Annotated in this window: 16 protein-coding genes; 3 read left to right on the forward strand and 13 right to left on the reverse strand. The window is 42.2% G+C overall.

Translation table 11 applies throughout. The features are described 5' to 3' along the window. Positions 1 to 97 precede the first annotated feature (97 nt). The 8 genes from AAE02nite_RS09835 to AAE02nite_RS09870 form a co-directional block, all read right to left on the reverse strand. On the reverse strand, positions 98 to 784 hold the full coding sequence (locus AAE02nite_RS09835) for a DUF6565 domain-containing protein (RefSeq protein WP_146897552.1): 687 nt from the start codon (positions 782 to 784) through the stop codon (positions 98 to 100). A 241-nt stretch (positions 785 to 1025) separates the two neighbouring features. Beyond that, entirely contained in the window at positions 1026 to 2291 is a 1266-nt protein-coding gene (locus tag AAE02nite_RS09840; protein ID WP_246150919.1) for an MgtC/SapB family protein, read from the reverse strand. A gap of 278 nt (positions 2292 to 2569) precedes the next feature. After that, complete coding sequence (locus tag AAE02nite_RS09845) at positions 2570 to 3190, reverse strand: NUDIX hydrolase (protein WP_146897554.1); 621 nt, start codon at positions 3188 to 3190, stop codon at positions 2570 to 2572. Between the two features lie 42 nt (positions 3191 to 3232). Then, on the reverse strand, positions 3233 to 3892 hold the full coding sequence (locus AAE02nite_RS09850) for an HAD family hydrolase (protein WP_146897555.1): 660 nt from the start codon (positions 3890 to 3892) through the stop codon (positions 3233 to 3235). 170 nt (positions 3893 to 4062) lie between these two features. Further along, positions 4063 to 4527 (reverse strand): hypothetical protein, encoded by a 465-nt coding sequence (locus tag AAE02nite_RS09855; protein ID WP_146897556.1) that lies wholly within the window; start codon positions 4525 to 4527, stop codon positions 4063 to 4065. A 76-nt stretch (positions 4528 to 4603) separates the two neighbouring features. After that, on the reverse strand, positions 4604 to 5311 hold the full coding sequence (locus AAE02nite_RS09860) for a YebC/PmpR family DNA-binding transcriptional regulator (protein WP_146897557.1): 708 nt from the start codon (positions 5309 to 5311) through the stop codon (positions 4604 to 4606). Between the two features lie 81 nt (positions 5312 to 5392). Next, positions 5393 to 6859, reverse strand: a complete 1467-nt coding sequence (locus AAE02nite_RS09865; protein ID WP_246150921.1) for a high affinity choline transporter 1 — start codon at positions 6857 to 6859, stop codon at positions 5393 to 5395. A gap of 12 nt (positions 6860 to 6871) precedes the next feature. Beyond that, entirely contained in the window at positions 6872 to 7759 is an 888-nt protein-coding gene (locus AAE02nite_RS09870) for an SMP-30/gluconolactonase/LRE family protein (protein WP_146897558.1), read from the reverse strand. Between the two features lie 139 nt (positions 7760 to 7898). Here AAE02nite_RS09870 and AAE02nite_RS09875 point away from each other — a divergent pair, with 139 nt between their 5' ends. The 3 genes from AAE02nite_RS09875 (at position 7899) to AAE02nite_RS09885 (ending at position 10019) form a co-directional block, all read left to right on the forward strand. Next, positions 7899 to 8390, forward strand: a complete 492-nt coding sequence (locus AAE02nite_RS09875; protein ID WP_146897559.1) for a YciE/YciF ferroxidase family protein — start codon at positions 7899 to 7901, stop codon at positions 8388 to 8390. 379 nt (positions 8391 to 8769) lie between these two features. Beyond that, a complete protein-coding gene (locus AAE02nite_RS09880; protein ID WP_146897560.1) occupies positions 8770 to 9009 on the forward strand; it encodes a hypothetical protein in 240 nt (79 codons plus the stop codon). Positions 9010 to 9518: 509 nt separating this feature from the next. Next, positions 9519 to 10019, forward strand: coding sequence for an RlpA-like double-psi beta-barrel domain-containing protein (locus AAE02nite_RS09885; protein WP_146897561.1), 501 nt, complete (start codon positions 9519 to 9521; stop codon positions 10017 to 10019). A 325-nt stretch (positions 10020 to 10344) separates the two neighbouring features. Here AAE02nite_RS09885 and AAE02nite_RS09890 read toward each other — a convergent pair whose 3' ends face one another. The 5 genes from AAE02nite_RS09890 to AAE02nite_RS09910 all read right to left on the reverse strand — a co-directional run bounded on the left by AAE02nite_RS09890 (position 10345) and on the right by AAE02nite_RS09910 (position 17175). After that, a complete protein-coding gene (locus tag AAE02nite_RS09890; RefSeq protein WP_146897562.1) occupies positions 10345 to 10968 on the reverse strand; it encodes a rhomboid family intramembrane serine protease in 624 nt (207 codons plus the stop codon). 67 nt (positions 10969 to 11035) lie between these two features. Beyond that, positions 11036 to 12007, reverse strand: a complete 972-nt coding sequence (locus AAE02nite_RS09895; RefSeq protein ID WP_146897612.1) for a polyprenyl synthetase family protein — start codon at positions 12005 to 12007, stop codon at positions 11036 to 11038. Positions 12008 to 12047: 40 nt separating this feature from the next. Next, the gene (gene rnr, locus AAE02nite_RS09900) at positions 12048 to 14504 is read right to left on the reverse strand and encodes a ribonuclease R (RefSeq protein ID WP_146897563.1); all 2457 of its coding nucleotides are present in this window, start codon (positions 14502 to 14504) and stop codon (positions 12048 to 12050) included. A gap of 26 nt (positions 14505 to 14530) precedes the next feature. Then, positions 14531 to 16330 carry an ABC transporter ATP-binding protein gene (locus AAE02nite_RS09905; protein ID WP_146897564.1) on the reverse strand — a complete coding sequence of 600 codons (1800 nt, stop codon included), beginning with the start codon at positions 16328 to 16330 and terminating at the stop codon, positions 14531 to 14533. A 191-nt stretch (positions 16331 to 16521) separates the two neighbouring features. Beyond that, a complete protein-coding gene (locus AAE02nite_RS09910) occupies positions 16522 to 17175 on the reverse strand; it encodes a lipoprotein signal peptidase (protein WP_146897565.1) in 654 nt (217 codons plus the stop codon). Positions 17176 to 17191: the final 16 nt, after the last annotated feature.

The following is a 17191-nucleotide window of genomic DNA, read 5'->3' on the forward strand; positions in this document are numbered from 1 at the left end:
GGTTTAGTATAAGTCCAAAACCACAAATATTTGGGTGTAAACTAATAAAAAAGCCTGTTATGTGCTATAACAGGCTTTGCTTACTAAAAGAATATTTTTATTTCCGGACGTGCTGGTATAAGTCTTTGGCATCGTGGGAGGCCTCCAAAGCCAGGTACTCTGCTTGTAACGATTTAATCTTAAGCCTATCGCCCGCCGACAAACCTCCTTCGAGTTCTTCTTTGCGATCATTCAGGCGCGAATACACATTATCTACATAATCCCAGTCGTCCTGGGACCATTTATTTTTTTTCGCCCGCACAATACCCATAAAGAGTAAATAGGTTTCGCGCATATCAGCAGCCGTTAAGGTAGTCAGCTCTTTCGTAGGGCCAAGCAATTCCTGCTCCCATTGTCGCAGTTTATTAGGGTCTAAAGGCTGTTGGGCCCGTCTTTCGTTTTCCTCTTCCCAGGTTTGATACTCCGCTTTTAATCGATTATATTCTGCGCGGGCATCTGCCGATAAACTATCCGCTTTGCTGTCCAGGCGGGCAGTACGGCGTTTAAAATCTTCTTTAACTTCGGGCCAATTTTCGCGGGCCGCGCTGTCGGTGCGGTTAGCTTTGTTTTTAACCCAACCCCGAAATTCTTCCAGCTCGTCGGAGGCTTTGGTAGTACGGCGGGTTACTGTGGTAGTATCGTTACCATTGGTGCTAGTAGTGGTTTGAGTCGTAGTCCGAGACTCACAGGCCAAAACGGCGGCACTTAGAGCCAGACTGTAACTCCATATTGCCAGTTTTTTCATAGTTTAGGTATTTAAGTTTTAGGGCAAATATTTATTTTACAAAATATTTACGAAAATCCTGTCTGAAAGATATAGCCACCCCTTATATAAGCAACTTTAAATTAAGCGTAATTAAGAAATCTGGCGTATCTGGTTGGTTAATAATTTCGAATTTAAAGTCTATTATTACTTATTAATTGCTTGCTATTCAGAAATTAATAAAAGTATACTTACCTAAACGGTATAGTATTATCAACAAGAATTAAAATTGAAGAAAGGCCTTTTGGGGCCAGAACCACAACATCAACAAGCCTCCGGTAATAGCAATACTGAATAAGATAGCTACTTGATAAAACAACCGGCGGTGGCCCAATACTGCTACCATGGCGCCTTTAAATAATAGATTCGATAAAGCAGCAATTAATATAACCTGCCAGCCGGTATGGGCATGAAGCTTTTCGCTTTGTACCAATTTGGCGGTAGAGAGGGTGATGGCATCAACATCAGTTAAACCCGATAAAAAACCAACGGCGTAAAGCCCGCTATTTCCAAAATAATCGCGCGCGGCCGCGGTACCCAACATTACCAGGGCATAAAGTCCGGCAAAAACAAACGCGCTTTTTAATTCGGCCGGGTTGCCTTGTTCCGGAATCTGAGCTTCTTCCTGTTTGTGGCGGTTCCAGAAATATAAAGCCCCGATTATGCCCAACAGAAGTAGGAATAAAGCGGCCAGCGGCGGCACTAGCTGGCCGGCCTGGCGCGGTGCCACTACTATTATTTCGACGATAATCCGTAGAAAAGCTACCGTAGAGGCCGTTAAGATTACATACGCCGCTAAAACCGAGGCATCTGGTGTATGTTTCGTGCGGCGGGCGTACGATACCGTGGTAGCCGTACTGGAGATAAGCCCGCCCAATATGCCACCTAATAAAGTACCAGCCTGTTTACCGAAAAATTTATAGGCAAAATAGCCGCACATGCCAATACCCACTATTAGCACCACCATTAGCCAGATATCGTGTGGATTAAGCACCCGGTAAGGACCGAAGGCCTGGTTGGGCAAAATGGGCAGTATTACAAGAGAAATAAGCACAAATTGCATCACTACCCGGCTATCATCGTATCCGACTTTCTGGATAAACCCGTGGAGTGGCTTTTTAAAATGCAGCAATACTGCTACCAAGCCTCCAATGGCTATCGCAATGGTTCTATCGCCGGCTACCAGATAGGCGCCAACCCCGTACATTAGTAAAACGGCGGCTTCGGTGGTTTGTCCGGGGCTTATCGGTTCCTGGGTTCTGCTCCGGAGCAGATTAGCGATTACCAACAAGGCCGTTACAGAGATAAATCCCGCTGCTAATATCCAACCACCAAAAGCCTGGGACAGAAAAGCCGATAAAGTACCCAGCATCGTAAACATAGGAAAGGTGCGGATGCCAGCCACTTGCGAGTTGGCCATTTGTCGCTGCAACCCCACCAGTAAGCCTAAACCCAACGAGATCCCTAATATCTGAATGTGATCCTGCACCAGTTATTATAAATATAGCATAACGGCAATTTACGGTAATTCTGCTTGGGTGAACAGAGGGCAAGAAATGTTTTTAGCCTTCGCTAAAGGCTAAAGCAGCACCGATAATTAAGCCACTGTTGCGCTGTAAGTTTTAGAACAGACGGCGGCTTTCGGCTGCCTGATAGCCCTTTAAGTTATAAAAAGGTTCAGAAAAGATTTTTGCATTAGATCTATGCAGCCTATAATTCCTGAAAAATCAATGTAAATCTTCAGCACCTGCTATATAAAACCGACTATTAATCGAATACCGTTGCTTTAGCTGGGTTATCCAGGAACTCGAACATGAGTTGCACTTGCGAAACGGTTCCCCGCTCTGTTGATAGTTCCGGCAATTCAGTACGGTCGAAATATTCAGCCGCCAATATTTCGGAGCCTTCCTGTAAAGTGCCTCCAATGGTTTCGCACAAGATAAAAATTTTGTAGGTGTGGTATGGCGAAGGCGGATGCGGGTGGCATTTTTTATCCAGTACGGCTAATATTTTGGTGGGCTTCACTTCTAAGCCGGCTTCTTCGCGGGTTTCTTTTACGGCCACTTCGCCCGGCGAAAAACCGACATCGGCCCACCCGCCCGGCAACGACCAGCAATTATCTATTTTTTCGCGCACCATCAGGATTTTACCATCCTTAAAAACAACGGCCCGCACATCGGTTTTTGGCGTTTGGTAGCCAATCTCGTTCGTGAATAAGTCTTTAATCCGGGGCACTTCTTCACCGGAAAGTTCGGCCAAAATAGCTACACTTATTTCGCTTAGCTCCTGGTAGCGTTCCTGGTCATAACTATTTTCGGCATAAGTAAGGCCGGCTTGCGCCAGCGCCTGTACGCGTTTGGCAAATTCCAGCCACGGATGTGCGGGCATGTGTTAAGTGGTTAAGTAAGGAATATCTTCTTTTTGATCTTTTTAATCGAACAAAGATATTAGTTTTTCCATTGACAATTCCTCATAGCCATCAATCACCAAATCGGTATGGTTGAGTTCTTCTTTCGAATGGGAAGTAGTAATAGCCACTACTTTCATGCCCGCCCGTATGCCAGCTTCGGCGCCCGGCACCGAGTCTTCCATCACAATACAATGCTGCGACGGTACGCCAAGCTTTTCCGCCGACTTCAGGTATATTTCCGGATCGGGCTTGCCATGTTTAACCGAACTGGCATCAATTACCACATCGAAGTAGTGCCGAAGGCCAGTTTTTTCCATTATAAAATCGACGTTCGAAACCGGGGCATTGGTTGCAACGGCCATTGGTATTCCGTTATCTTTTAGCATTTGAATAAATTCTCGGAAACCAGTAATAGGAACCATTTCTTTGCCGTGCAATTCACGGTAAATGGCCTCTTTTTCTTCGCCCATTTTAAAGTTTTCTTCGGGACTGAATTCCTTCTGAAAGACGTCGCGCAGCGCAGTGGTATTGGTTTTTCCGAAAATTTTTTCCGGTACTTCTTCTTCTTTCAGTTCTACATTATATTTTTCGGCAAACTGCAGCCAAGCCTCTTTATGATACGGATTGCTATCGATGATCACGCCATCCATATCAAAAATAACGGCAAACTTCTCTTTCATAAAATCAATTAATCTGGTAATACTCTTAAATAACCGCTACTAACGAATATTTAGGTTTTTAGTTCAATTATATGCCCATAACCTGGTTAGAACAATGGATGTTAGTTAAGCCCTTAAAATACGAACGCCCGGCTTACACCAGGCGTCCGTACTCTTTAAGTTGCTTCGTATTAATTTGAAGAGGCCAGGCTGCGGGAGTTTTTCAGGTCCCGTAAATATTGGCCTAAGTCTTTAGACAGTGAGGATAAATACTTTTTAGTTTTCCGCTTCGGCGTTCCTTTAGAACGGAACTCGCGGGGAAGCCGGCCATTTCTGGAATGCTCTACATTATCTACTACCATGTCTACCACGTTTTTGGCAGTATAAAAAGTAAGGTCATACGATACTTTTCCAAAATCACCTTTGTTCGTTGCCCGGTAAGTAACATAGCTCTCCGTTTCGTTAATATCGCGGAGATAAAACTGGCTCGTTGGCAGGTTTTCTCTTATCCAGGACAAGGTAGAATCGAGTAAAACCTCCTTTGTTGCACGTGGAACACGGAAGGAAGCTGTAAATCCGTAGCGTTTAGGTTTAGCGGCCTGAATATCGGCCAATATTAAAAAGAACAAAGCAAAAAATAAGAGCAGTTTTTTCATGAAAGAGGCTGTTTCTTAGCTAATTATCTTAAAGGAACCGATAAGTTATCCTGTTAGTTCCTTTAACGTTATCCACTTACTTCATATTGTGGTATACGGCCTGTACGTCGTCATCTTCTTCTATTTTCTCCAGCAGTTCTTCAATTTCTTCGGCCTGCTCATCGGTCAATTCGGTGCGGGTATTCGGAATGCGCTGCAACTCGGCAGTAGTTACCGGCAAGCCTCTTTCCTCTAAAGCTTTTTGCATGGCACCAAAATCGGTGAAGGCCGTTTCAATAATCACTTCTCCTTCGTGTTCGTAAATATCTTCCGCACCATAGTCAATTAAATCAAGTTCCAGTTCCTCCAGATTTAAACCTTCGGACGGCAACCGGAATATACCTTTTCGGGTAAATATAAAATCGAGCGAGCCGGTTTTACCTAAGCTGCCGCCGGCCCGGGATAAGTATACCCGTATATTGGCAACGGTTCGGTTAATATTATCAGTAGCGGCTTCAATTAAAATAGCAATGCCATGCGGACCGTAGCCTTCGTACACAATCTCTTCGTAATCTTTTTCTTCTTTAGAAGAAGCCCGCTTTATAGCGGCCTCTACCCTATCCTTGGGCATATTCACCCCTTTGGCATTCTGGATAGCCGTACGTAAACGGGCATTGGCCTCCGGATTAGGTCCGCCTTCTTTTACTGCTATTACAATTTCTTTGCCCAGCCGCGAAAAGGCCTTAGACATTTTATCCCATCTTTTAAACTTCCGGGCTTTCCTGAATTCAAATGCTCTTCCCATATTATAAAGGTTCTGCTAATTATTATTTGCGTATATCTTACAAAGTTAAAAAAGACAACTAAAATATCCAGTTTTACTCCCTTACTTAAAAGCTTCCGCTTTAATAATCGGGCCACTAAGTTTGGGCCACCAAAAAAGGCCCAATCCAAGTCCAAGAAAACTGGCGCCTAAACCGTAAATCAAAGGATTAATAGCTGTACCAACGGCCAGGGCCATCAACCAAACACCCATTCCGGCCAACATAGAAATGAATGCCGCCCGCGAACTGGTACGCGGTATATAAATACCAGCCACCATGGGTACAAACAAAGAAACCAGACTCAAGGCTGATGATTCGCTTACTAACTCGTAAATATTACTACGCAGCAAGGCAAAGCCCAGCGACACCACTGCTACCAATAATACACTTACCCTTGACAGATGCAGTAGCTGTTTATCTGTTATGTTCCTATAAACAGGTTTTAAAATATTCTCACTCAGAATGGCTGCAGGCGCCAGCATAGCTCCACTGGCAGTGCTCATTATTGCCGATAACAAAGCCCCAAAAAAAAGAACTTTCATCCACATAGAAGATTGTTGTAAAATGAGCACTGGCAATAATAATTGAGTATCCTGCTGCATCAGTTCCGGATGCAGCACTTTCGCGTATAAACTTATCAACAGCGGCATAAAGGCTACCGTCAGATATAAAATACCGGCCATAAAGGAGGCATAAACGGCTACTTTTTCGGATTTAGAAGACATCACTCTCTGGAAAACATCCTGCTGGGGAATAGACCCCAAACCAATGGTTATCCACATGGCGAAATAGTTAATCCATTCCGTAGAATACGCTTTCGCAACAGGCGTAAACCTAAAGAAATCAGCCGGAGGCTGGTGCATAACTTCAGAGAAAGGGAATTGGATTAATAAACTTCCTACCACGAAAAGTAGCCCTAAAATAATCATTATTGTTTGCAGAAAATCGGTTACAGAAACGGACCACATGCCTCCTAAATAAGTGTATCCTACTACCACTATAAAGCCGAGCAATATGCCCACGATTAAAGGAATATTCACCACTAAATTTAGGATAATGCCTAACGCTACCAGCTGCGCCGCGATCCAGCCAAAATATGAAACCACCAGAAAAATAGAAGCAATTAGTTCGGTCTGACGGTTGTAGCGCACCCGGTAAAAGTCACCGAAGGTGAGCAAGTTCATGCGGTAAAGTTTCCGGGCAAAAAATAACCCAACTAAGAATAAACAGAGAGCAGCGCCAAAAGGATCCTCAATTACGCCTATAAGCCCTTTCTCCGCAAATTCAGAAGAAGCGCCCAATAAGGTTTCGGAGCCAAACCAGGTAGCAAACACCACCGCAGTCGCCATTGGTAGGGTAAGCTTTCGGCCCGCTAATAAAAAATCCTGGGTATTATTAACGCGCCGGGAGGCCCAAAAGCCTAACAATACATTAAAGGTTAAATAAAGGAGAATAAAAAAGAGCAGCATCTTAAACAAAATAAAACGGCCGGAAGCGTTGATAACTTTTCCGGCCGTCAAAAAAATCATTCACTATACAACTTACCGCTTTAGTTCGTAAGCCATTACTTTGTTGTTGAAAAAAGTAGGCACCAACACCAGGTTTCTTTCCGGAATAAAGTCTATATCAGCGGCATTTACTTTTGCCTCTTTTGTATCCAGTAGCTTTTTAACCTGCCCATTTGCAAATAAATAATTGATTTCGCCATTCCAGTTAGAAACAATAAAATCACCTTTCCCTACCGGTACAATGCCATCGCCACTCGTTAAACCTTCCGCAACTTTATTCAGACTTTTGGTATTACCATCTATCTGGTAAAAAATACCTGGTTGCATATCTACCAGGTAAAGTTTGCCTTCGTGGGCTAGCAAACCATTGGGTCTTACAAGTTGGTCACTTTCCATGTAAACACTAGCGACATTATCTTTTACCAAGTAAACCTTCTTACCACTTGAATCCGAAACATAAACACTTCCATCGGCGGCTACAGTAATATCGTTCAGAAATTGCGCCCCTGGGAGTTCAATATCCTGAACTTTCTGGCCGGTTTTGGTATCAATTACTACTACTTTGGTTAGATCTGCTACGTACAGCATTCCTTTATGCAGTCCCATGCCCTTCGGCGCGTCCAAACCTTTTACCCACTCTGCCTGCTCAATTTTACCATTTAAATCTACCCGCCCAATAGAGCCATTACCATCCTTATCGCCGGCTTGCCCGTTTATGTTCGATACGTAAATTACTTTATTCCCCCGATCGTACAACACTGATTCCGGAGTAAGTAAATTTCCTTCAGTCTCCCATTTTTTAACTAAGCTTACAGTTTCCGGATTAGAGGTGTTGGTAACTGTTTTAGTACAGGCCCATAAGCTGCTGGCTAATATCAATGTAAATACTTTTGTTCTGGTGTTTTGCATAATGTTATCCATAGTTTTATGTTTAAGTTAGAAATATATTAGCTGTTTGCTTCCTTCGATTAGTTCTAAAAAAATGAATTAGATTTTAACTCAATAAAAACTAACCCGTATAGGTTGAAAGTTAATAATTAAACCCGAAAAAAATAAAGCTATGACTAAACTTAAAAATCTAGAAGATCTTTTTCATCACGAAATAAAAGATTTATACAGTGCCGAAAAACAATTATTAGAGGCTTTACCCAAAATGGCCGAAACAGCGCAAGACCCTAAATTGAAAGCTGCCTTTGAACTACACCTGCAAGAAACAAAAGCTCAGAAAGAACGCCTGGAGAAAGTCTGCGAGTTAATTGGTATAACCCCGGGGAGAACCAAGTGCAAAGCCATGGAAGGTTTAATTGAAGAAGGTCAGGACATGATTGATGAGAAAGCAACCCCTGAAGTGAAAGATGCTGGTTTAGTAGCTTCAGCGCAACGCATAGAACATTACGAAATATCAGGTTATGGTACCGCTGCTTACTATGCCGAGCGCCTGGGCCAGAAAGAAGCGCACGAATTGTTATCGGAGACCTTAAAAGAAGAGAAAAATACCGATGCTAAATTAAACAAACTGGCCAAAGGCTGGATTAATGCCAAAGCCGAATAACAAAGGCTAAGCTGTGTAAAAGTCCTGCTTGTGAGCAGGACTTTTTGTTTAAAACCAGGTCCCTATTGTGCTGTAATTCTCTTAGCAGCTTACTATTATAGTTTAAGAGCAGAGAATTATCAGAAGCTTTTATTAACACGTTAATAAATCAGGAATGAATAACTTTTCAATTATAGTTACTTTTAACCAAACCTTTGAAAATCTACTATTCCTCTCCCGCTTTAACTATGTAAGGATATAGACCTCATTAGCTATTTTCCTTATTTGGCAAGCAAATAAATTTCTTTAATGCTGGTATAGCTTAACTTATTCAGAACCTTCTTTACTATTAAGCAGTAAAAACAGGTAGTAAAAACAACCTATTAACGATTATACAACCATGGAAGACGATAAAAATAAATATAGAGAAGACCAGACTAAAACAAAGAATGAACAAACGCAGGAAGATTCTGCCAATGAAACAAAGTCTGATAGTGATTTTTATAAAAGAACGTTTATTGGTACGGGTTCTCCAAAATCAGATGAGAATTTTGATAATACGTACCGCCAAACTAACGAGAAAGACTTAGAAGACCGGGATAATAATGATGGTGATGCTAACACCGAAAACAACTTTTAATAATATATCTTATTAGTTTTTAAAGCAGAATGCCGGTTAATATTAACCGGCATTCTGCTTTATATACAACCATACAATGTAGTTTTATTTCTTAAAATAATTTTGAGAAATAAAACGGAAATATTTTCAAGATTTACTTTTTCACTGATTTAGTAAACCTGCTAAAATGATTTTTATTAGGCAATTCTTTGCTTCAAAGCACCTGCTTTTTTATTTTACAATTTCATTTTAGGTTGAAGCTTTCATCTGAGATGTGATACCGAATAGATAAGGCCACAAAAAACATTTATTTTTTCTCGTTTTCTGTTAAATAATTTTTGGGCTCAATCTCATTGTTTTATTAAAGATTCACGTGGAACAAAGCACTTTTGCACAAGTTATAGATTGGCAAAGTACCTTTATTATCAAGTAATTAACCAACTGATCATTACAGGCAATGAAACATTTCACTAGTAAGAGCGTTTAAGAATTCACTGCTTTTAAAAAATTGTTCCACTAAATAAAAAGCTATGGTTAAATACAAGCTATTTGGTATTCTCTCGATGTTTATTTTTTCCCTTCCAAAAATTCTTCCTATCCAATCCGCACCCAAGAAAGAGAATCCTGCTCCCAGCGCTCCCACCGAAGTAATACAAATACCAATCAGAAAAGTAGCCGTCGCTACTAAACCTATCCAATCAATTAAGGTTACTGCCTCTGTATATTTTCCGGTAGAAAATCAGACGGATGATTCTCCTTTAATAACTGCCGATAACTCTAAAATAAAATATAAAAAACCAAGTAAGCACCGCTGGATAGCAGTTTCGCGCAATCTGTTAACCCGTTGGGGTGGTACAATTGACTTTGGCGATACCCTGCACGTAAAAGGGATTAATAAAAGGATGGATGGCTTCTACGTAGTTCGAGATACAATGAACAAACGTATTAAAAACCAGATTGATATTTTAGTTGGAGAAAAGGAAAATATCATGGGTTTATGGGAAGATGTTCATATTTATAAGCACAATTAAGCTTACTGCGCGACAAATTAACCTTAACCCCAAATAATTAATTGCCACCTATCTTGCTTTTAAAAGCCCAGCTTTTCATCCTTAAAGCACCTTTTGTCTAAATAGTCATATCAATAATGTTAGTTTCACTGGTTACTACCTGACAGTACTTATACAAAAGGTCGTTGTAAGATAACAGAAAAGAAGAAAAAGTTCGGTAGATGGTCTATGTGATTTGATGGTTTACCAGGCAATAAGGTCTTTATTAAACTTTCTTTTCAGTGAATCAATATTCTCTAGATATTAACAAAATGTGTGTTGATTATCTGAACCCCAGCTTGAAGAATTAAAAAATTCCCCATTGCGCAATCTGCTGCACAAAACTGCCAAAAGAACCCGGCACTAAAAAAATAGCTAAGATAAAACCGAATATTGCTCCGTATAAATGGGCATCATGGTTAATATTGTCTCCCATTTGCTTGCTCTGGTAATAAGAGTATATCAGATACAACAATCCAAAAACAAAACCAGGCATACAAAGGAAAGCATACAGGCAGATTTCGCGGGTAGGATTAAACAAAATGCTGGAAAAGATAATGGCCGAAACTGCGCCGGAAGCACCCAGAGCTCTGTAATCATAATCTTTTTTGTGCTTAATGTAAGAAGGTAAATCGGCTACTATCATGCCTCCCAGGTAAATAAGCAAGTATAAGAATATACCTATCTGCGGACCGTAATGATAAATAAAAACGGTTTCTACCATCTCACCAAAGAAATAAAGCGTGAGCATGTTAAAAAATAAGTGCATCCAATCGGCGTGCAGAAACCCGGAAGTAACAAAGCGATAATATTGGTGATTTTTGTTTACTGAAAACGGATGGAATATCCAGTTGCGTAATAAGTCTTCGTTAGACCAGGCATAGATAGATATACCAACCGTTAGAATAATAATAATAAGTGTTACACTCATGCTTTATGTTTGAATTTAATAAAGAGATTATCCCGATGACAAATTCAGTCACCAAACCAAAAATAATTTAGCTTTCGCGCTCCATTAATTGCAGGGCCAGGTTCCGGAGCATGGCTTTGCGGGCTTCCGGTGCATTAACTGCATTTAAACTCTGAATGGCTTCTTCAAAATAGCTATTAATTTTATCTTCGGTTTGCGCGCGGATATTTAGTTCGTTGTAAATTTGAGTAAACTCCTGTACTTTTTCTTGCCCCGAATAAATAGTCTGGTTTTTATATCGGGTAAGCACTTCTTTTTGCGATTGGTTTGCCTGGTCTATGGCAGTTAGTAACAGAAATGTTTTTTTATCCGCTAATATATCGCCGCCTACCTGTTTACCAAATTTATCCTGTTCGCCATAAACATCCAGCAAATCGTCGCGCAGCTGAAAGGCAATGCCCACTTTTATGCCAAAGTTTTTAAGCAATAAGGCGTCATTTTCGGGCGCCCCGTTTAATACCGCTCCCAGTTCTAAGCTAAAACCCAGCAAAACAGCGGTTTTTAGCGTAATCATATGCAGGTAATCTTCGATGGTAGTAAAATCGCTGGTTTCAAAATTCATATCCAGTTGCTGCCCTTCACACACCGCTGCCGCACAATGGCTAAACAGTTTAAGTACTTTTTGTAGCTTAGCCGGTTCTACATCCAAAAACAGTTCATAAGCCTTTACCATCATTACATCGCCGCTCAAAATAGCAATATTGTTGTTCCATTTCTCGTGCACGGTAGGTTGGCCCCGCCGTAGCGGAGCTTTATCCATCAGGTCGTCGTGTAAAAGGGTGAAGTTGTGGAAAACCTCTACCCCACAAGCAGGCTTCAGGCATTTCTGAACATCATCCTGAAATAAATAACCGGCCAGTAAGGTAACCAAAGGACGTAGCCGTTTCCCACCCAACTGCATTATATAGCGTATTGGTTCGTAAAGCTCAACGGGATTATCACCATAGGAGATGGTGGATAAGGTTTTATTTATTTGTTCCGCAAAAAAGGAGATATCCACAGAAGCGGCGGGTTTTGCCGCTTCCGGTACCGCATAATCATTATTCATCAAATCCGTAATAATCTTTCAGGTTACGCCCACGCGGCTCTGCTCTTCTTTCTTCCGGTACACCGCCCTCTGTATTTAATTCTTGTTTTTCAGCAAATTCCGGTTCAACTGTTACATCCCAATCTGGCAATTCATCTTTTCTGGATTTCTTCTTATTACCTTTCTTCGGTTCGGCTACCGGTGTGTATTCTTTTCTACCTTTAGACCGGGATTCCCTAGGGGTTTCCTGGTATTGGTTTTGCTTACGCTGTGTCCGGTCCGCATCAGCCTTATAAATTAAAATTAAATCTATAGTCCGATCATTCAGGTTAGCGGCTTTTACTTCTACTATAACTTCGTCACCGAAAGAAATAATGCGTTTGTTCCGGCGGCCGATTATGCGGTAGTTTTGGGAGTCTAGTTCGTAATAATCATCTTCCAAATCGCTCAAGCGTACCATGCCTTCGCATTTATTCTCTTCTATTTCTACGTACATGCCCCACTCTGTCAGGCCCGATATAATCCCTTTAAATTGCTGCCCAACGGTATTCTGCATAAACTCTACCTGCTTATACTTAATAGAAGCCCGTTCAGCATCGGCGGCCCGTTTCTCTTGTTCTGACGAGTGCTTACATTTCTCCTCGTACTCTTCCTTCACTTGTGATTGCTCCCCGTTTAAATATTTAAAAATTAACCGGTGCGCCATCATATCCGGGTATCGCCGGATGGGCGAGGTAAAATGCGAATAATGTTCGAATGCTAGCCCAAAGTGCCCCAGTGGCTCGGTGGTATATTTTGCCTTGGCCATTGTACGGATAGCCAAGCTTTGCAACACACTTTGCTCCGGCTTGCCTTCCGTCTGTTCGGCTAAACGATTTAACTCGTTAGACACCTCTTTGTTTTCCAAATCTACCTTGTACCCGAATTTAGAGGCAAATAAGGAAAAATTAGTTAATTTATCCGGATCAGGTGCATCGTGGGTGCGGTACACCATGGTATAACGCTTACCCCGTTTTTTAATATTAAATACAAATTCAGCCACTTTGCGGTTAGCCAGCAGCATAAATTCTTCAATTAGTTTATGCGCGTCTTTCCGCTCTTTAATATAAACGTGTAGAGGTTTGCCGTTCTCATCCAGTTTAAACCGTACTTCTACTGTTTCGAAGCTAATTGCACCGTTTTTAAAGCGCTTTTCCTTAAGCGCCTTGGCAATTTTATTTAAAGTTTGTAGTTCCTCCATGTAATCGCCGGCGCCGGTATCCATTACCTGCTGGGCTTCTTCGTATGCAAACCGACGATCGGAATGAATAATTGTTTTGCCAATCCAGGTATCGTACAGGCGGCCGGTTTCATCCATTTCGAATACCGCCGAGAAAGTAAGTTTATCTTCGTGCGGGCGCAAAGAACACAAGCCGTTAGATAGTTTTTCGGGCAGCATGGGAATGGTGCGGTCTACGAGGTAAACCGAAGTAGCCCGGTGCAAAGCTTCTTTTTCCAACCGGGATTTTTCATCGATGTAATGGGTTACATCGGCAATGTGTACGCCTATTTCCCAGCGGCCATTTTCTAAAGAACGGATAGATAAAGCATCATCGAAGTCTTTGGCATCTACCGGGTCAATGGTAAAAGTGGTAATATCCCGGAAATCTCGCCGACGGCTAATTTCTTCATCGGTAATTGTTTCTGGAATAGCTTCAGCTTCTTGTTCTACCACATCCGGAAACTCGAACGGCAATCCGAATTCGGCCATGATGGAATTTATTTCTGCTTCGTTTTCGCCGGCCGGACCAAATACCCGGGTTACTTTCCCAATGGGGCTTTTATTCGCAGACTTTGGCCATTCGGTAATTTTAACCAATACTTTATCGCCATTTTGCGCGCCGTTTATATCTTCTTCGTTGATAAATATATCGAAGTACAGTTTCCGGAAATTAGGAATGACGAAAGCAAAGCTTTTGGACACTTCAATGCGGCCGGCTACTTCATCACTCACGCGCTCCAATATTTCTGTTACTTCGCCTTCGGGCCGGCCATCGCGGGTATTGTTGATGCGGACTTTCACCCGGTCGCCGCCCATGGCAAACTGCAGGCTTTCGGTAGGAACCCTGATATCTTCTTCGCTCTCGGCCGATATGACATAAGCGTGACGGGCATTGGCTAAATCTACCGTTCCTTCTAATTCTACGCTTTCAGTAATACTTAAAACGTAGTTACCTTCCGAAACCGGGGAAATCTTTCCTTCTTTCCGAAGCTGTTTTAAATATTCGTTAATTTGTTCACGGCCTTCTTTATCGGTAACATCAAAGCGCCGCGACAATTGCTTATAGCCAAAAGCCTTGCCTGGGCTGCTTACAAATATTTGCAGCAGCTTGCTTTTAGTTATCGATACCCCACCCCGTTTACTGATCCGGTTTTTACTTTCGGACCGGTTACTACGGCCAGAGTCATTGTTTTTCTTTTTTCTTTCCATCTGTTTACAGCAGTATTCTTTTGTAGCTAAGCCAAAAATTGAGTCATCAGGGCTTTCCGTTGGGTCTGGGCATTTTTAATATCTTCCAAATCACCCTTCGGAATAGCGGCTAATAATGTACGTGTATACGCATTCTGGGGATTAGCGTATACCTCGTGAGCCGTACCTGACTCTACTATTTTGCCCGCATTCATCACAAAAATACGATCGGCCATAAAACGGGCAACGGCTAAATCGTGTGTGATAAAAATATAAGTAATGCCAAACTCGGCTTTTAGTTTATTAAGTAAATTAAGCACCTGCGCCTGCACCGATACATCTAAGGCCGAAACAGACTCGTCGCAGACAATGCATTTGGGCTCCAGTGCCAAAGCCCGGGCAATACTTATCCGTTGCCGCTGCCCGCCCGAAAACTCGTGGGGATAACGATGAAAATGCTCTGGCATAAGATTCACGGTCTGAAGCAATTCATATGCCTTTGCCTCGCGTTCTTTATCAGTTGTTAACACTTGGTGTACCTGCATGGGCTCCATAATGGCCTGCCCAATAGTTTGCATGGGGTTAAGCGACGCATACGGATCCTGAAAAATCATCTGAAAATTTTTACGGCTCTTCCGCAAAGCATCCGCCGAAAGCCCGGCAATATTAATATTATTGAAGTGAATAGTTCCATCGGTGGGTTGTACCAAGCGCAGCAAAGCCCGGCCCAAAGTTGTTTTTCCACAACCCGATTCGCCTACCAAACCTATTGTTTCATTCGGATATACGTCAAAACTTACCCCATCCACGGCTTTAATATATTCGGTACTGCGTGTGAATAAACCTTTCCGGACCGGGAAGTAAACTTTTAGATTATCCACTACCAGCAACGGCTTATCTAAAGGTGTTCTAATTCCAGTATCTTTCTGATATTCAATTGATTCGGTTATTGGAGGAGCTACTTTGGGGATAATATTTCCACTATTATCCACCTCCATAAAATCGCTAACGGTGGGCAGATACTTTCTACCCATCGATAGCTTTGGTCGGCAGGCAAGTAAGGCTTTGGTATACGGATGCTGGGGATTACTGAAAATTTCCAGAACAGAACCTTGTTCTACAATCCGGCCCCGGTACATCACAATCACTTTATCGGCTATTTCGGCCACTACCCCTAAATCGTGGGTAATAAACAAGATGGAAGTATTGCTCCTTACCCGTAAATCGTTTAATAAATCCAGAATGTGGGCTTGCACCGTTACATCTAAGGCAGTAGTAGGCTCATCGGCAATCAGGATAGATGGGCCACAAGCCATGGCCATGGCAATCATAACCCGTTGCTTTTGCCCACCCGAAATTTCGTGTGGATAAGCCCGGAATATTTTTTCGGGCCTAGGCAGCTTTACCTGCTCAAAAAGCGCGATGGTACGTTCTTTGGCTTCAGCTTTACTTAATTTCTGATGCCATATCAACACTTCGGCCACCTGGCTGCCACAGGTATAAACCGGGTTTAACGATGACATGGGCTCCTGAAAAATCATGGAGATTTCGTTGCCTCTAATTTTCTGCAGTTCTTTAGCCGATAACTTGAGTAAATCTACTTCGCCAAAATTCCGGGATTGAAAAATAGCCTCTCCCCCAGCAATTATACCAGGTGGCTGCGGAATTAACTGCATCAGCGACAGTGAAGTAACTGATTTACCAGAACCCGACTCGCCTACAATAGCTACCGTTTCTTGCTGATTAATTGTAAAAGAAACATTGTCTACCGCTTTAGTCAGGCCGCGGTGCGACTGAAAATGCGTTTGCAGTTGATGAACCTGAAGTAATGGTGCAGACAAATTCAAGATTATTAATGGCTAACCTGCCGGGTAAATATATGATTTAAACGCAAGAGATAACGGTTAATAAATATAAAGAGATCGTAAGCCCTCTAAATCATGCTCCTGGCACGGGGAACATTTATTCGCTTTTTACCTGCCTGTAAAAGAAAAGAGCCATATTTTTGATATGGCTCTTTTGTTATTAAAATAAGTGTTTACGCTTCAACTTCGGCATTGGAGGTTTCGGCATTAGCCGGCCGCTGACTTAAATGCTCTTCGGTCTGGTGCGGATGCAAACTGGCAAAAAACCTTTTCTGGTTAAACAGAATAATAACCACGCCAATAAATATTGCCGAATCGGCTACGTTAAATATTGGCCACAACGACATGGCCTGTCCGCCTATAATAGGCACCCAATACGGAATAATGCCTTCCCAAATATCTAAATAAAACATATCGATTACCTGCCCGTGAAACCAAGGCGTAGACGAGCCATAAGGCGCATTATCGAACCAGACGCCATAAAAAATACTATCTATTAAGTTACCAATGGCACCACCTAATATTAACGCCACACACCAGATAAGCCCCGTATGCGCCCGGTTTTTCCACAGGTAATATAAGTAGTACCCAATACCCACCATGGCTACTAACCGGAACGTGCTCAGAATAAGCTTACCATAATCGGAACCTAGTTCCACGCCGAAAGCCATACCGGGATTAGTGGTGTAATGCAGCTTAGCCCAATCACCAATCAGATGGATTTCGCCGGGCAGGCCCATATCCATATTATAATGGACTAATAATTTAACGGCCTGGTCGATGAGGATAACCAGTAAGCTTAACAGATAATACTTATAATATTTCATTCAGATACGCGAGAAA

This window comes from Adhaeribacter aerolatus (assembly GCF_007991635.1).
Classification (GTDB): Bacteria; Bacteroidota; Bacteroidia; order Cytophagales; family Hymenobacteraceae; genus Adhaeribacter; species Adhaeribacter aerolatus.

Bases quoted from the DNA above. Each gene is read 5' to 3' on its own strand.
- AAE02nite_RS09835 (WP_146897552.1), bottom strand. From the start codon at position 784: ATGAAAAAACTGGCAATATGGAGTTACAGTCTGGCTCTAAGTGCCGCC.
- AAE02nite_RS09845 (WP_146897554.1), bottom strand. From the start codon at position 3,190: ATGCCCGCACATCCGTGGCTGGAATTTGCCAAACGCGTACAGGCGCTG.
- AAE02nite_RS09850 (WP_146897555.1), bottom strand. From the start codon at position 3,892: ATGAAAGAGAAGTTTGCCGTTATTTTTGATATGGATGGCGTGATCATC.
- AAE02nite_RS09855 (WP_146897556.1), bottom strand. From the start codon at position 4,527: ATGAAAAAACTGCTCTTATTTTTTGCTTTGTTCTTTTTAATATTGGCC.
- AAE02nite_RS09860 (WP_146897557.1), bottom strand. From the start codon at position 5,311: ATGGGAAGAGCATTTGAATTCAGGAAAGCCCGGAAGTTTAAAAGATGG.
- AAE02nite_RS09865 (WP_246150921.1), bottom strand. From the start codon at position 6,859: ATGATTTTTTTGACGGCCGGAAAAGTTATCAACGCTTCCGGCCGTTTT.
- AAE02nite_RS09870 (WP_146897558.1), bottom strand. From the start codon at position 7,759: ATGGATAACATTATGCAAAACACCAGAACAAAAGTATTTACATTGATA.
- AAE02nite_RS09875 (WP_146897559.1), top strand. From the start codon at position 7,899: ATGACTAAACTTAAAAATCTAGAAGATCTTTTTCATCACGAAATAAAA.
- AAE02nite_RS09880 (WP_146897560.1), top strand. From the start codon at position 8,770: ATGGAAGACGATAAAAATAAATATAGAGAAGACCAGACTAAAACAAAG.
- AAE02nite_RS09885 (WP_146897561.1), top strand. From the start codon at position 9,519: ATGGTTAAATACAAGCTATTTGGTATTCTCTCGATGTTTATTTTTTCC.
- AAE02nite_RS09890 (WP_146897562.1), bottom strand. From the start codon at position 10,968: ATGAGTGTAACACTTATTATTATTATTCTAACGGTTGGTATATCTATC.
- rnr (WP_146897563.1), bottom strand. From the start codon at position 14,504: ATGGAAAGAAAAAAGAAAAACAATGACTCTGGCCGTAGTAACCGGTCC.
- AAE02nite_RS09910 (WP_146897565.1), bottom strand. From the start codon at position 17,175: ATGAAATATTATAAGTATTATCTGTTAAGCTTACTGGTTATCCTCATC.